This window comes from Acidovorax sp. KPB24-07 (assembly GCF_057543315.1).
Window position 1 is genome coordinate 1 of the sequence record NZ_BAAJYS010000081.1, and the last position, 14,968, is coordinate 14,968.

Consider the following 14,968-nt stretch of genomic DNA (forward strand, 5'->3'; position numbering starts at 1 on the left):
CACCGCCAGGCCCAGCAGGCGTGCCAGCACCGCCATGGCGCGGTAGCGCCCGGCGCCGTGGCTGGCGCCCGCGCGCTTGAGCCACCACTGCTCGCCGGGCAGGCGGTAGCTCTGCACGTTGGGCGCCTGGGTGGCCGCATGCTCGCGCAGGAAGGCCGCGGGGTCGGTGGGGACGGCGGCGGCGGGCGCTGCAGGATCGGCGTGGGTCGGCATGGGGTCGGTGCGAAAGAGGGGAACGGGCCGGGCCCGGGGCTGCGAACGGGGTGCGAACCGAGGCCGGCAGGGGCCGGCCGGAGCCGGGCGGATAAAATCGCCGCCTGCGGCCCGGCCGTGGCCCTGGGCGGGGCTGTCTGCACCTGCCTCCAGCGCCATGCCTGCGCCCGCCCCGGTTCGCCGCTTTGCGCGGGCTGCGGCATCATAACGAAGCCTTTTTCTCCCCCCGCCGCGCCCTGGAGCCGCCCCATGACCGAATCCTCCCACGACACCGCCGCCGCCGCTGCCGCCGGCACCGAACCCGCCCTCGACAACGATGCGCTCGACGAGCTGGACACGCTGCTGGACGACCTGCGCAGCCGTGCCGAAGAAATCCCGCAGTGGGAGTTCTGCGACGGTTTCCTGACCGCGCTGGCCTGCACGCGCCGTGCCATTCCCGCCGCCGAATACCTGCCCATGCTGCTGGACGACGGCGGCCCCATCGATGTGACCGAGGGCGCGGGCGCCCCGCTGCCGCTGCTGCCGGCCTTCAAGGACGAGGCCCAGCAGGCGCGGTTCATGGAGCTGTGGACGCTGCGGTTCGACGAGGTCAGCCGCCAGCTGGCGACCGAGGTGGAATCGCTGGAGGACGACCGCGCCTTCCAGCCCGAGGTGATGGACATGCGCGGCGCCGTGGCCTGCCTGCCCGAGGAAGAACGCGCCGAGATGGCCGGCCAGGACATTCCCTCGTTCGGCCAGGTGTGGGCGCTCGGCTTCATGTTCGCCGTCGAGAACTGGCCCGAGGAATGGGCCGCCCCGCGCGACAAGGACGCCGCGCAGTGGCTGGACGGCGCGCTGGAGAACATCGTGGTGCTGACCGAGGACGACACCGGCAAGCCCGAGCACAACCTGTATGCCGAGGACGGCCCGGCCAGCGTGAGCGAGGCCCGCCTGGAGTCGTTCAGCGAAGCCGTCTGGGCCGTGTACGACCTGCGCCAGCTCTGGAAGAGCATCGGCCCGCGCGTGGAGGCCGTGCGCCGCGCCGACACCCCCGGCCGCAACGACCCGTGCAGCTGCGGCAGCGGCAAGAAATACAAGAAGTGCTGCGGCGCCTGACGGACGCCGGCGCGGCCTGACCGGGCGCTTTTTCTTCCCCTTTCCTTTTGCTTTTACGCGCGCTCCGGCGCGCGTTGCCGTTCCATGACCCCTGCTTTCCTGGCCCGCCTGCGCGCCGAATGGGCGCCCAGCATTCCGCGCGAACTGCTCGCGGGTGCCGTCGCCACGTTCGCGCTGATTCCCGAGGTGATCGCGTTTTCGTTCGTGGCGGGCGTCGATCCCTCCGTGGGGCTGTTCGCCTCGTTCGTCATCAGCATCGTGATCGCCTTCGCGGGCGGGCGCCCGGCCATGGTGTCGGCAGCCGCCGGTTCGGTGGCGCTCGTGGCGGCGCCGCTGGTGCAGTCGCACGGGCTGGGCCATCTGCTGGCGGCGGGGCTGCTGGCGGGCGTGGTGCAGGTGGCGTTCGGGCTGCTGCGCATGGGCGTGCTGGTGCGCTTCGTCTCCAGCTCGGTGCGCACGGGCTTCGTCAACGCGCTGGCGGTGCTGATCTTCTCGGCGCAGCTGCCGCACCTGCGTGGCGCGGGCGCCGCCACCTGGGGCATGCTGGCGCTGGGGCTGGCCCTCATCTACGGCCTGCCGTGGCTGGGCCAGCGGCTGCAGGTGCGGGCGCTCACCGCCATTCCGTCGCCGCTGATCTGCGTGGTGGCGCTCACGCTCATCGCCTCCGCCACGGGGCTGCACCTGCCCACCGTGGCGGACCTGGGCCGGTTGCCCGATGCGCTGCCGCTGTTCGGCCTGCCCGCGGTGCCGGTGTCGCTGGAGACGCTGCGCGCCATCGCGCTGCCGGCGCTGGCGATCGCCATGGTGGGGCTGCTCGAATCGGTGCTCACCGCCGCCGTGGTGGACGAGATGACCGACACACCCAGCGACAAGAACCGCGAGTGCGCGGGCCTGGGCCTGGCCAACATCGCGGCCAGCTGCTTCGGCGGCATCGCCGGCTGCGGAATGATCGGCCAGGCCGTGGGCAACGTGAAATACGGCGGGCGCGGGCGCCTGTCCACGCTGTTCGCCGGCGTGTTCCTGCTCATCCTGATGGTGGCGCTGAAGGACTGGGTGTCGCGCGTGCCAGTGATCGCGCTGGTGGCCATCATGGTGATGGTGTCGGCCTCGACGTTCGACTGGAAGTCGCTGGGCGCCGTGGTGCGCCACCCGCGCCTGTCCAGCGCCGTGATGCTCGCCACCGTGGCCGTGACGCTCGCCACGCACAACCTCGCGGCCGGGGTGGGCGTGGGGGTGGTGCTGAGCGGCGTGTTCTTCGCGTTCAAGGTCGCGCGTCTGCTCGGCGTGCGGGCCGAGGACGATGCCGCCACCGGCCTGCGCACCTGGCACGTGTCGGGCCAGGTGTTCTTCGCCTCGGCCGACGCGTTCATCGAGGCGTTCGACATCCTCGCGGCCGAAGGGCGCCCCGTGCGCATCGACGTGTCCCGCGCGCATTTCTGGGACGTGACGGCCGTGGCCGCGCTGGAGAAGGTGGTGCAGCGGCTGCGGCACCACGGGGCGGTGGTGGAGGTGGTGGGATTGAACGAGGCCAGTGCGGGGCTGGTGGGGCGGCTGGGGGGCGGCGCGGACTCCGCTATGTAATGCATAGGTCGGCCATCGCTGTGAGGGAAATATCCTGCATTAGATTTTGTTCAGATAACTATAAATTTCATTATTTAGTGAGTTGTTTATTTAAGGGTAAATTCATGGATTAAGAATTTTTTAAGAAGTATCTTCTATGAAAATAACTTCACCCGTGGGTAAGACTTCAGGGAATAAAAGAAATGATGTTTTGGCGATTCAGGCATCGCTCAACCGTCACATGAAGTGCAAAATGGGTTATTTGCCTGTCAAAGAAGATGGTTATATCAATGCCAGAACATTAGACGCGATTCGAACATTTCAGGAAATGGTTGGAATTCTTCCTGTGGATTCGACTGTTTTCCCAGGAGGGCCGACCCATCAAGCCCTTGATAAACCTAGCATCAGAATCTTAAATCCCACCGCCGCCTGCTGGATTGCAAATCAGGAAAAAATACGTCAAGCCCTGATTGATAGGTTATCGATAGTTGATCGCCTCAGTTGGAAGGCTCAAAATCCAGCGATGATTCCGCCCAACGATTGGAACTATCACTCGATTGCCATTCATCACGCAGGAAACACATTCGGTTGTGCGGCCCCTGGCATGGAGTCCATTCGTCAAGTAGAGAAGATAGACATCAAGAAATTCGGGAGAGTTAGCTATCACTATGCGGTAGCCTGCGACGGTACCATCTACGAGGCACTTGATATCCGTCACAAAGGGGCTCATGTGGAGGCGATGAATACGGGAGTCATTGGGATTGTGTTATTGGCAGATCTGAGCGTAAGAGGGGAGGGCGCTAAATACGGACCCGGCGTCATGAATGTCGCCAAGGCCAAGGGTGCCCAGGCTGCTATCAATGAGTTTTTGAGTGTGCAAGCTGATCGATTAAAGGTGTTGCACGACGAAGGTACGGAGCAGCAGATATCTAGAACGGAGGCGTTGGTAGGTGCACTGAAGGATTTTTTCCCAATCCGTCGATTGGGCGGACACAGGGATTTTGCAAAAACTGTTCAAACCAGTCGCGCATGTCCAGGGATCTATGGAATGATCATTGCCGATCAGCTCAGGAAAAAATTGGGGTTGTCGGAGCCTTAATATGTTTAAAAAACAGAATTTTCGTTATCTCGTATTGTGTTTTTTAATGATTTTGTTGGCCTGGCTATTTCTGGGTCTGGATAAATACACCGGTGACCATGAGATGGGGGTGAGTTGGAGTCCTTTCATTAAGGCTCAGCCATCTTGGATTATTTTTTTTCAAGATCCATCGCAGGATGGCCTTGAATACGAACGCTATGACCTGCTGAGGGCAGAGGATAAGGCTAGATTTATGGAGTATTGTAAATATCGGCGTGGCACGCTCGATCCGTATGAGTGCCAAAAGATCAACGACGCTAGCAGAATCTAGCCGTCAAACTACCCGGCGGAAAGATCGAGAGCATCCGGTCATGAGCTTCATTGCAGCGGTCGAGGCATTCGCCAGAAAGGAGTCTGGTGTTCTCCCAGGCCGAAATCTTCACTCAGAGACAACGATCGAGGACGATCTCAGCATCACGGGCGACGATGCGGTGGAGTTCATGGAGACCTTCTTCGCGGAGTTCGGCGTCGATTCCAGCGGGTTCGATTTCGGTGAAGGGAACATCAACCGCGACCTAACTTTCTGATTTAGAAAGAACTTCTCGCTTTCAACAAACCGAGAAGGCCTTGATTCTGGACTCACTTGGCGGCAGTAGTCAACGATGCACGCGCCGCGTTCCAGTACGCGTTGGCTGTCTGGCCCTACGACTTTGAGGTGACAGCCCATTCGGCGGGGCTCTCACGGACCCTGGCATTGGCGGTCGCTTACCTTCGTGACAGCGACCGAACATTGTTCACATTCAGGGGTGCGATAGGGCCGGATGCGGTGTTGAGCCAAACCTAAGTTTGGCCCAAAGTCCCTTCGCGGAAAGCACGCCGGTACGCCATCGGGGACGTGCGGACTTGGCTGGCAAAGTGCTGACGCAGCGACAGCGCCGTGCCAAACCCCAGTTCGGTGGCCAACTGCTCGATCGGCATGTCGCTGGTCTCCAGCAATTGCTGCGCTCTGCAGATCCGTTCGGCAATCAGCCACTTGTTCACGGTGGTTCCGGTGGCCTCTCGAAAGCGCCGAGTGAAGGTTCGGCGGCTCATCTTCGCTATGTCGGCCAGTTTGTCCAGGGACAACGGCTCACGGAGATGCTCCCGCGCCCACTCAAGCACGCCCGGCAATCGGTTCTCGCTGGGCAACTCGGCTACCGGTTGTTGGATGTACTGGGCCTGACCGCCTTGACGGTGTGGAGGGGTCACCAGCAGCCGCGCCACCCGATTGGCGACACCGGCCCCATGACGCTGCCGCACAATGTTGAGACAACAATCGATAGCCGCCACCGTGCCAGCCGACGTGATGACATTGCCGTCGTCGACGTAGAGCACGTCTGGATGAAAGTCGGCCTGGGGAATGCGCGCGGCGAATAGCTCCCGACAGGCCCAGTGGGTGGTTGCGCGCCGCCCGTTGAGCAGGCCCGCATCGCCCAGCACGAACGCTCCCAGGCACAAGCCCACAACCTGAGCGCCGCGATCATGAGCTTGCCGCAGTGCGGCTGTAAGCGCGGCCGGGGCAACCCGCTCCGGGTGCTTCCAGGCTGGGACAACCACGATGTCCGCCTCCGCCATGGCATCCAGTCCATTCGGCACGTCGATCTCCACGCCCTGGTCGCACCGCACGCGGCCGGGGCTGGGAGCGCAGTAGCGCACCGCGTACGGAGGCAAACCGCTGGCCGCTGGCTCCACGCCGAACACCATGCCTGGCACTGACAGATGGAACAGGCTCACCCCATCGAAGGCCAGTACAGCGACACGAATTGGTTGCACAGAACCTCCAGATTGGGGCCGAAAGGAAAAATGGCCCGATCTTATCGAAGATGCCCACTAAGGCCAATGGCGTGAGGGTTCACATTTCAGGAAACTTCACTCACTGCACAACCACGCCGTTGTTCCGGTTGCATCTTTCCCAAGCACGGAGTTCCCATGAAATCCATGAACGTACCCCTTCTATTGCGCTGCACTGCCGCGATCAGTTGCGTCGTCACGGTCGCAGCCTGTGGCACGCTCGAATTCCCCCCGAACGCTTCGACTGCCACTGCGACGGTGAAGACCGTCAAGTTCCAGCAAGTTCGCAACGCCACCATCAAGCTGCAGTACGCGGGCACCACGTTCCTGATCGATCCGATGCTGGCCAAGAAGGGCCGCTATCCCGGTTTCGAGGGCACCTACAACAGTAGGTTGCGCAACCCGCTGGTCGAGCTGCCCATGCCCGTGGCCGAGGTGATCAAGGCGGATGCCATCATCGTGACCCATACCCATCTGGACCACTGGGATGAGGCGGCCAAAGAAAGCCTGCCCAAGAACCTGCCGCTGTTCGCGCAGAACGAAGCCGACGCCGCCAGCATCCGCACAGATGGCTTCACGGACGTCCGCGTGCTGGGCCCTGACACAACGTTCAACGGCACCCGCTTGAGCGCCACCGCCGGCCAGCACGGCAGCGACGAGGCCATGGCTGTCGCCGGCAAAGTCCTGGGACAGGTGATCGGCGTGGTCTTCCAGCACCCAGGCTACAAGACGGTGTACGTGGCGGGTGACACGGTCTGGAATGACTCGGTAGAAGCGTCAATCAAGCAGCACCAGCCGGACGTGATCATTCTCAATACCGGTTATGCGCGCATCCAGGGGCTGGACGGCTCCATCATCATGGGCAAGGGAGATTTGTACCGGGCCTACCAGGCTGCGCCCAAGGCCTCTGTGATCGGCAGCCACATGGAGGCGGTCAACCATGGCATGCAGACGCGCAAGGACCTGCACGACTACATCAAGGAAAAAGGCATGAACCCGGCGCGCGTCCTCGTGCCTGAGGATGGCGAGTCCTACGCCTTCTGATCTCACCAGCGAACACGGTCAGCACCTATCCAATCCCTGAAAGAAAGAGGCAATCCCATGAGCAAACGCGCAATCATCGTTGTTGATCTGCAAAACGAATACTTGTCCACCGGAAAACTGCCGCTGGTCGGCCTCGAACCCGCCCTGGACAACGCCGCCCAGATCATCGCGGAGGCACGCGCCAAAGGCGATGTTCTGATCCATGTTCGGCATGAGATGACCCAGCCCGGCGCGCCGGTCTTTGTGCCGGGAAGCGACGCCGTGCAGATCATCCCCGCCGTGGTGCCTGCGGAAGGTGAAAAGGTTCTCGTCAAGAACTATCCCAATTCCTTCCGTGACACCCAGCTCAAGCAAGTGCTGGACGAGCAGGGCGTCAAGGATTTGGTGGTGATCGGTGCAATGAGCCACATGTGTGTGGAAGCAACCACCCGCGCCGCCGCCGACTTTGGCTACGCCGTTACCGTGGTGCATGATGCTTGCGCGACGATGGATCTAGCGTTCGGTGCTGTTAAGGTGCCCGCAGCGCAGGTGCATGCCACAGCGATGGCTGCATTGTCGTTTGCCTATGCATCGCTGGCCAGTACCGACGAGTACCTAGCTTGATCCTTCCGCTGAAGTAGCGGGCGGATGATCTCCCACCCGGTCGCCGATCTCGCTACCGGTCGGGCGCCCATCCGCTTTGCAAAATCCATCTAAAGCTGCTTGGCTGACGAGTGAATGACTGGGCGATGAAGTTCTGGAGGGCAGCGGTGAATGAAAGGTCTTTTGCGTTTCGGAACGCTGCAGGCTGTGCCCACTGCATCTTGCCGCTCATGGCTGCTTTCATACAGACAACTGAGTGTTGTAGCCAGCGCTTCATCGCCATCAACCGTTTGGTGCCGTGTTAAGCCACCAACTCGCGTGGCGCAACCATCACACCGCCATTTCGGCCAGCCACTGGCCTACTGTGCGAGGCGTGAGACCTAGTCGCTGCTGGGCACTCGTTGCCGGAGCGATAGCATTCACAGATGCTAGGCCATGCGCCTGGTACCCGGCGACAACACCGGAAGCCGGACCGGCGCCAATCATCGGCGCGATCATTTCGCCAAATGCTTCGGGTGTCAGGCTGTCGAAAGAGACCGGGCGATCCAGAAACTTGGCAAAACTCCCAGCGAGTTCTTCACCGGTGATGGCCGGTGACTGGCCAACGCCAACCAAGCCGGTGACGGAATGATCCGTCAACAGTCGATCGACCACTTCGGCGACATCCAGGTGTGAGCACCATGAGACCGCATAGTCCGCTCGCAGCGGATATCGCAAGACGCCTTCCGACTTTGCCGGGGCCAACACCATGGGATTCAGCAGGTTTTCCAGGAACAAGCGGGGCGCCACGACTGCGAGCGATACGCCCGTTTGTTCCGTCTCCCGAATCAGGGTTGAGATGGCACTCTCAGAAGGGTTCTGCAGTGGCGAGGCGGGTTCATCCACCACCCAGCCGCTGGTGGAGATCACCACGCGCTTGGGCTTGGCGATCCCGATGGCACGAGCGATATTGCGGGCGTAATTGAGGCGGTCCGCTTCCGCCGTGACGGGCAGGTGCACGAACACCCCTTCCGCACCACGGTAAGCGGCTGCCAGCGAGTCCACCGATGCATTGTCGATAGCGACGGTCGGCATGTCTTGCGCTGCCTGGGCATTGCGAACGGCGGCGACGGCAGGCTTGCCAGCCTTGACCAGGCGGGCCAAAAGCGGGCCGCCTTGGGCGCCCGTGGCGCCGTGGATTACGAATGTCATCAACTTCCTCTATGGTTCAAAAAACAGAGTGTTGATGGTGTAGGCTGAAGATCGGTTACGTCAAATGCACTATTGAAGCAATGAAACAAGCCAAGACGCCTTGCTGCGGGGTTGCAAGATTTTTGACACTTCTTGACGGTCCATGGGCCACCTTGATCGTGCGCGAACTGCTGCATGGACCGCTGCGATTCACAGAGTTGCGTGCCGCTTTGCCGGGCATCAGCGCTCACACGCTGACGCACCGCTTGAAGGGCTTTGAGCAGCATGGCTTGGTTACGCGAACTGCCTATGCAGAAACGCCACCGCGAGTGGTTTACGAGTTGACGCCCATTGGGCAGGGGCTGCGTGAGGTGCTGGAAGTCATGGGGAGGTGGGGTGAGGCGGTGCCCGACGCCGTGATTGAAGGCGCGCTTGACGACAGTAAGGCCGACGCTTCGGCAACGCTCGCGGGACTCGCCTGTCCAATGGGGTTGGCAATCGATGCATCCTAATTGCCGTTGAGACGGTATGGCACAGTGCGCCATACCGTCTCACCGAATCTGAACTAACTTCGCGCGAGGTTCATTGCGGCCATTCCGCTGACTGCCAGAGCGCCGCCGAGCAGGAGGGATGTATCCACCTGTTCACCCAGCCAAAGCGCTGCAATCAACACGCCAAAGATGGGCACCAGACAGAGGTAGGCGGACGCCGCGCCCGCGCCCAGTGCTTGCACGCCTTCGAAGTACCAGGCGTAAGCAAGCACAGTGGCACCGACAGCCAGAAAGGCAAGTGCAGACCAGACTTGCGCGTTCGGTTTCAGCGGGGCGGCCAGAGCGCCTGGCCCCTCCAGCACAGCTGACGTTGTCAGCAGCAAGACGAAGCCGAAGGCGGCAGTCGCGGTGGCCGTGGTGAGTGGATCAACCCCCGCTAGCAGGCGTCGTCCCATCAAGGTGTAGGCGACCCAGGTTGCGGCACAGCCCAGCAGGAGCAACTCCCCAAGCCCGACGCCTCCCGCGACGAGCAGCCACGGCTGACCGCGGGTGATGACGACGGCTGCTCCAAGAGTGGCCAATGCCATGCCTGCGGCGATCCTGCCATCCAGACGTTCGCCGAACCACCAGGCGGCGATCAGCGTGGTGAGAACCGGGTTGATCGTCACGACAATGGCTGCGCGCCCGGCAGGCACGTGCGCGAGGCCCAACATGAAGAACACCGCGTAGCCAAACACGCCGACGGCGCCGGCTGCGGCAAGGCCGAGCCATTGGCGAGTCGACAGCCTGCGTACCCGCGTGGTGCCGCCTTTGGCGTGCAGCCAGCCGAGCAGCAGCAACAAGGCGATGCCGAAGCGCCAACTGGCTGCGGCCAGTGGCGGCAGTTCCTGCGCCAGAACACGACCCGAGGGCCACGACGCGCCCCACAGCGCCGCCATGCCGATGAGTTTCAAATGAACGAGCCCAATGGATGAGGCTGTGGGGGAGACGGCTGCAGATGACGACTTCATGCCATTACTATCTGCTTTGCCAAACTCATCGGCAAATGAGTAAATACTCATGGATCAGACATGACTTTCACCCAACTTGAGGTTTTTGCAGCGCTAGCTCGGGCTGGAAGTTTTTTCGCGGGCGGCGGCGCTGATCGGCATTACGCAAAGTGCAGTCAGCCATGCAGTAAAAGGGCTAGAGAGCGAACTCGGCGTGACGCTCGTTCAGCGCGAAGGCATGCAATCGACGTTGTCGGAGGTTGGGTCTCGTCTGCTGATGCGCGCCAATGACATCCTGCAGCAGCGCGAGGCCTTGCTGCAAGAGGCCATGACGGCGCGCGGAGTTGCACGGGGCACTCTGCGGATTGCGTCTTTTGGTTCGACCTCCTCGCTTCACTTGCTGCCGTCGCTCTTGGCCGCCTACCAGCGCGTGCAGCCGGAGGTCGAAGTGCAGATCGAAGAACAGGACGACGCCGCGGTGGTTCGATGCTTACTGGAGCAGCGCGCAGAAATAGGCTTTGTCACCCTGCCTGACGATCGCTTCGAGACCCTGGCGCTGGCCGAGGACGAGTTCGTGGTTGTGCTTCCCGAGCAGCACAGGTTGGCGAGGCGACGTCATGTGCAGTTATGCGACCTCAATGGTGAGGCTTTCATTCGAACGGGAGCAGGTAGCGGGGCGCTTATTGATCGGCTTCTTGAGGGCGCGCACGCTTCTCCGCGCAAGCTTTATCGCTTCGAGCAGTTGAGCTCTATCCTGGGTTTCGTCGCGCAGGGCCATGCTGTGGCAATCGCGGCTCGATTGGCGCTCCCCAACGTCGCTCCTGGTGTCGTTTATCGCAGTCTCGAGCCGCGCCAGCGGCGCATGACCGGCCTTGCGGTCCGAAACATGAAGCGCTTGTCGCCCGCCGCCACCGCATTCGTGGATGTGGCGCGTCGATTCACCATTCGACAAACACTCAACATCACTCCCAAACCTCAGGCGTTTTGAAGTGATGCAGCGCGCTCAACTCTTCGGCCTACCGCGGCGCGTCCTCGGACTGGATACGCGAAGCCCGCATCTCTATCGACTCTTTGCAGCCATGTAGTCGACGACCTTCTTCAGATCATCGTCGGAGCAATCTGAGCAACTGCCTCGTGCCGGCATGGCATTAACCCCCTTGATCGCATGTTCCAGAAGTTTGTCGCCACCTCGCGAAATGCGTGAAGCCCACGCCGACTTGTCACCGATCTTGGGCGCACCGGCAGCGCCGCTGGAGTGGCATGCCGCGCAGCTTGCGGTGTAGATCGCCTCGGCCGAACGCGGCACTGCATCAGCAGCCGGCGCTTCGGCCACAACGACCTTTCCCACCGGTTTGATCCGATCGTTGAGGTCAATGATGGATGCCAGCGTCTCGCCACGAGCATTCTTCACCGCCAGATGGAAGTAGGCGGCGATGTTCACCATGTCGGCATCGGTGAGTGGCTTGACCATCGCCACCATCGTCGGATCTTGTCGCTGGCCATTGCGGTAGCTCTGCATGGCCTTGATCAAGTAGGCGCGGTCCTGCCCGGCCAGGTGTGGCGTCCCCGAGATCTTGGAGACGCCGCTCACGCCGTGGCAGGCGAAGCACACCTGCGCGCGCTTCTGGCCGGCCGCGACGTCAGGGATCTGAGCGATGGCGGTCGTTGCGCCCGCACAGGCGATCAGGAAGGCCAGCACCCTGAATGCCCATTGTTGGATCAGCTTCATCTTGAGTCTCCTGAATTCAAAGGGTGAAGGCATTGCGCATCCAGATCGCAATGCCATAGGCGAAGAACACGGTGATCCAGACGCCGAGCACGGTGACGGCGGCGGTTCCCATGCGAGCCACCGTCTTGTCGGCGGTGTAGAGCCCCTGGACCTTGCCGGCGCGGTAGATGGTCATGAGGAAGAAGCCGCCGACCAGCCCGCCCACGCCCACAAACGTCGAGAAGAACAGCACCATCGAGGGCCAGTCCGCGTGCACCGTGTAGTCGGTGATGTCGTAACCGAAGGGAAGCATGTAACGGATGCGGATCAGCTCGCGCCAGATGGCCAGGATTCCCAGCACGACCAACCCAGCCAGCAACGGCAGATAGCCATGCACGCGCCGGCCATGTCGACGTACGAACCAAGCAAAGGCGAGCAAGGACGCGGCCAGCAGCCAGCCGACTGGGTGCCGGGTCAAACCGGTCGCGCTAGGATGGACGAACTGCCAGACGAGCAGCAGCACGAAAGAGACCAGGAGCCCGAGGACGGCGACGCGGTGCCCGATGGCTCGCGCGAAGTCGAGATAGGCCGGCGTGCGGTCTGCCCGATCTCGGAAGTAGTCCGCGTAGGCCAGCAGGTACAGCCCCACGGCCGGCACAGACAGGCTGATGATGAAGAGGTAGCGCGGCCACTGGATGGCGTGCAGCTTGGCGCCACGTGTGTCCAGCACGCCGCCCGGCGCGTACCAGCTCATCCATTGGTCTGGCAGCAGCGACTGGTACGCCAGCACGTGCATGATCAGCCCGTCGAGCAGGAACAGCGCCAAGCCGATCAATGCGAACACGCCCAGGCGCTTCTTCGCCCCTTCATGGTTGCTGTAGTAGAAAACGAACCAAGAGCAGTAGCCGATGATCAGCGTGAAGATGAACGCGATCAGCCAACGCGCCGACAGCACGCTGGCGGTGTACCACTGCGGGTCGTAGATCACCTGCGTGAACAGCAGCGGTGCCACCCCCAGGACAATCAGCAGCGACACGCCGACCTTGGCGGCTTTGGTCATCGCCATCGACAACTGCTCCCAGTGCGTGTTGGGCGCGCGCTTGTAGAAGGCGTAGATCGCCAGCGCGGCGGTGCCCAGCGTCATGTGCACGAAGGCGATGTGCAGGATCCAGGTGACGATCATCAGCACCTGGAACACGACCGGATGCGACGGAATGCCCGCCGGGTCGCGCATGGCATGCAGAACGGTTCCGATGTCCATGGGCTTACTCCTGGTTTGCGCCGGATCGAGCCGGCGCAGTGGATGGGGGTGCGCTGCCGGCACGGCGCGCATTGGTGGCAGCCAGGAAGACGGCAATGGCCTCGACCTCCTCGGGTGGCAAGTCGATTCGCGGCATGTAGGGGATCGCGCCGTGCTTGAGCGGTCCGTTGAGGAAGGCCGCGATCAGGTCCTTGTCGGTCGAGCCGTGGAACTTGTCCGGAATGTTGCGCAGCGGCGCGCCCGGTTCCAGCGCATGGCAGTTGGCGCAGGAAATCTTGGCCAGCATGTGGCCAACCTCAAACTGGTTCTCCGGCGTGATCGTGCGCAGCCGGTCCGGAATGAAGGGATGCAGCTTGAGCAGTCCCTTCTCTGCGATCACGTCCACCTCGCCCTGGATGCCCTTGCCGGGAACGTCGCGCGAGATCACCTGGTTGCCGTAGATGTACTGGCCCGCCACATAGGGCTTGCGCATGCTCTCGCGCATCCGCTCCTCGGGCCAGACGCCGACAACGCCGATGAACAGGAACAGTGGCACCGCGACCCAGGTGGTGACCCACAACGGCCGCCACCAGGCAAAGACCAGGTAGATGGCTGTCACCGCCACCACGGCGATCATTCCCCACGCGTAGCGCGGCAGCAGGTGCGTGTCCAGCATCACGAGCGCGTTATGCGGCAGCGTCTGCAGGTAGTAGAAGAACATGATCACGGCGACCGCGCCACCGATCAGGCCCATCGGCGTGATCGTGCGTACCACGCTCTTGCGCAGCGCTTCGGGCTTGTCCTTCATGCCGGCCACCACCATCAGGCCAACCACGGCGGCCATCACCAGCATCGAACCCGTGCGCACACCCAGGTGTGCGAAGAAGTTGATGTTGTAGAAGGCGTCGTTGGTGGAACCGGTCTGGTACCAGGCGTCGTTGCCCGGCCACATCATGAAAGAGATGATCCCGACGATGAGCAGCATCGTGGCCCATGACGCCAGCGCGAAGGCCCAGGTGAGCTTCAGGTGGGTGAGCCGGTCCACCTTGCCGATCAGGTAGACCAGCGCATAGACGCCAATCACCTCGACAGTGAAGTAGACCCACTCGGCCGCCCAGACCCAGACAAAACTGTGGATCAACCCAGCCGTGCCGCGTGGGCTGGCAATGGTGATCGCGTACCAGATGCCCACTCCCGTGACGGAGCCGACGATGTAAGAGAAGACCAGCAGGAACTTGCCGTAGCGCTTGATGAAGTCCATCAGCTCCGGCTTGTTCTCTCTGTACGCCTTGGTCTCCAAGAGTGCGAACAGGAACGAGGCGCCAACGGAGGTGTGTGAGGCCACGACGTGGATCACGCCGATGATGCCCATGACCCAGGCCGAACCGATCCAGGGCATGTAGAAGGTGGGATAGAACCCGATGAGGTCCATGAATTTCTCCTTGCTTGCAGCGGCTGGAGTTCAGGTGTGCTGAACCGGCTCGCAGCACAGCGGCGAGGAGGATGGAGCGCCGGCCTTGCTCGCGCCGGGTGGCGTGGGCGCGCTGCCCTGTGTGAAGCCGAGGGCCCAGCTGAGCCACAGTGCTGCGGCCAAACCGGACAGCTTCAGGCCGCGGCGTGCACCACGTACGTAGCACCAGCGGTTCATGGCGTGGCCTCCGCCTGCAACTGGGCGGCAGGGGTGTGCACGGCGTGTGGCAACACCAGTTGCGTGGGGAAGGAACGCACGACGACAGGCACGTCGCTACGGACAATTTGTTGGCCGGACCACAGGATCCAGGCGAGCAGGGCGATGGCGGCACCGATGTTCAGATGCGTCATCGCGCGCATCACCGGTTCGATGAAGGGCATGGGGAATCTCCAGACTTGCTATCGCGGGGCAGCGGCAGGCATGCGCGAGGGCCCGCCAAAGGGAGTGCCGTGGCGTTCGAGGCGCGGCGAGCCGCGGGGGAACGAAGGGTCAGGAGA

The 14,968-nt window shown here is 62.4% G+C and carries 16 protein-coding genes and 2 pseudogenes; 9 read left to right on the plus strand and 9 right to left on the minus strand.

The genetic code is table 11. From position 1 onward, the window contains the following. A pseudogene (locus tag AC27IQ_RS11135) lies at positions 1–213 on the minus strand (hypothetical protein); the annotation flags it as partial. Between the two features lie 249 nt (positions 214–462). Between AC27IQ_RS11135 and AC27IQ_RS11140 the strand changes: the two are divergent. From AC27IQ_RS11140 to AC27IQ_RS11160, 5 genes are all read left to right on the plus strand, one after another. Continuing rightward, positions 463–1,308 (plus strand): UPF0149 family protein, encoded by an 846-nt coding sequence (locus tag AC27IQ_RS11140; RefSeq protein WP_317353742.1) that lies wholly within the window; start codon positions 463–465, stop codon positions 1,306–1,308. An 84-nt stretch (positions 1,309–1,392) separates the two neighbouring features. Continuing rightward, positions 1,393–2,889 carry a SulP family inorganic anion transporter gene (locus tag AC27IQ_RS11145; protein WP_487089491.1) on the plus strand — a complete coding sequence of 499 codons (1,497 nt, stop codon included), beginning with the start codon at positions 1,393–1,395 and terminating at the stop codon, positions 2,887–2,889. A gap of 136 nt (positions 2,890–3,025) precedes the next feature. After that, positions 3,026–3,967 (plus strand): peptidoglycan recognition protein family protein, encoded by a 942-nt coding sequence (locus AC27IQ_RS11150; RefSeq protein ID WP_487089492.1) that lies wholly within the window; start codon positions 3,026–3,028, stop codon positions 3,965–3,967. Between the two features lies 1 nt (position 3,968). Then, a complete protein-coding gene (locus AC27IQ_RS11155; protein ID WP_487089493.1) occupies positions 3,969–4,277 on the plus strand; it encodes a hypothetical protein in 309 nt (102 codons plus the stop codon). A gap of 40 nt (positions 4,278–4,317) precedes the next feature. Next, on the plus strand, positions 4,318–4,533 hold the full coding sequence (locus tag AC27IQ_RS11160; RefSeq protein WP_487089494.1) for a DUF1493 family protein: 216 nt from the start codon (positions 4,318–4,320) through the stop codon (positions 4,531–4,533). 253 nt (positions 4,534–4,786) lie between these two features. On the opposite strand, the gene AC27IQ_RS11165 is transcribed toward AC27IQ_RS11160, so the two are convergent. Continuing rightward, positions 4,787–5,758, minus strand: a complete 972-nt coding sequence (locus tag AC27IQ_RS11165) for a GlxA family transcriptional regulator (protein WP_487089495.1) — start codon at positions 5,756–5,758, stop codon at positions 4,787–4,789. 156 nt (positions 5,759–5,914) lie between these two features. Here AC27IQ_RS11165 and AC27IQ_RS11170 point away from each other — a divergent pair, with 156 nt between their 5' ends. After that, a complete protein-coding gene (locus tag AC27IQ_RS11170; protein ID WP_487089496.1) occupies positions 5,915–6,820 on the plus strand; it encodes an MBL fold metallo-hydrolase in 906 nt (301 codons plus the stop codon). Between the two features lie 57 nt (positions 6,821–6,877). After that, entirely contained in the window at positions 6,878–7,423 is a 546-nt protein-coding gene (locus AC27IQ_RS11175; protein WP_487089497.1) for a cysteine hydrolase family protein, read from the plus strand. Between the two features lie 309 nt (positions 7,424–7,732). Here the strand turns inward: AC27IQ_RS11175 and AC27IQ_RS11180 are convergent, their stop codons facing one another. Beyond that, on the minus strand, positions 7,733–8,593 hold the full coding sequence (locus AC27IQ_RS11180; protein ID WP_487089498.1) for an SDR family oxidoreductase: 861 nt from the start codon (positions 8,591–8,593) through the stop codon (positions 7,733–7,735). Positions 8,594–8,673: 80 nt separating this feature from the next. Between AC27IQ_RS11180 and AC27IQ_RS11185 the strand changes: the two genes are divergently transcribed. Beyond that, positions 8,674–9,084 carry a winged helix-turn-helix transcriptional regulator gene (locus tag AC27IQ_RS11185; RefSeq protein WP_487089499.1) on the plus strand — a complete coding sequence of 137 codons (411 nt, stop codon included), beginning with the start codon at positions 8,674–8,676 and terminating at the stop codon, positions 9,082–9,084. Positions 9,085–9,137: 53 nt separating this feature from the next. On the opposite strand, the gene AC27IQ_RS11190 is transcribed toward AC27IQ_RS11185, so the two are convergent. Next, positions 9,138–10,124, minus strand: a complete 987-nt coding sequence (locus AC27IQ_RS11190; protein WP_487089500.1) for a DMT family transporter — start codon at positions 10,122–10,124, stop codon at positions 9,138–9,140. A gap of 9 nt (positions 10,125–10,133) precedes the next feature. On the opposite strand from AC27IQ_RS11190, the pseudogene AC27IQ_RS11195 reads away from it, so the two are divergent. Further along, positions 10,134–11,040, plus strand: a pseudogene (locus tag AC27IQ_RS11195) (LysR family transcriptional regulator). 72 nt (positions 11,041–11,112) lie between these two features. Here the strand turns inward: AC27IQ_RS11195 and AC27IQ_RS11200 are convergent. Genes AC27IQ_RS11200 through AC27IQ_RS11220 form a run of 5 tightly spaced genes read right to left on the minus strand, consistent with a single transcriptional unit; the run spans position 11,113 to position 14,851 of the window. Next, positions 11,113–11,781: a c-type cytochrome gene (locus AC27IQ_RS11200; protein WP_487089501.1), complete on the minus strand. Its 669-nt coding sequence runs from the start codon at positions 11,779–11,781 to the stop codon at positions 11,113–11,115. Between the two features lie 16 nt (positions 11,782–11,797). Continuing rightward, on the minus strand, positions 11,798–13,021 hold the full coding sequence (locus AC27IQ_RS11205; protein ID WP_487089502.1) for a hypothetical protein: 1,224 nt from the start codon (positions 13,019–13,021) through the stop codon (positions 11,798–11,800). A 4-nt stretch (positions 13,022–13,025) separates the two neighbouring features. Next, a complete protein-coding gene (locus AC27IQ_RS11210; RefSeq protein WP_487089503.1) occupies positions 13,026–14,432 on the minus strand; it encodes a cytochrome ubiquinol oxidase subunit I in 1,407 nt (468 codons plus the stop codon). Between the two features lie 30 nt (positions 14,433–14,462). Continuing rightward, positions 14,463–14,648, minus strand: coding sequence for a hypothetical protein (locus AC27IQ_RS11215; protein ID WP_487089504.1), 186 nt, complete (start codon positions 14,646–14,648; stop codon positions 14,463–14,465). Then, positions 14,645–14,851 (minus strand): hypothetical protein, encoded by a 207-nt coding sequence (locus AC27IQ_RS11220; RefSeq protein ID WP_487089505.1) that lies wholly within the window; start codon positions 14,849–14,851, stop codon positions 14,645–14,647. The genes AC27IQ_RS11215 and AC27IQ_RS11220 overlap by 4 nt, the downstream gene beginning before the upstream one ends. Positions 14,852–14,968: the final 117 nt, after the last annotated feature.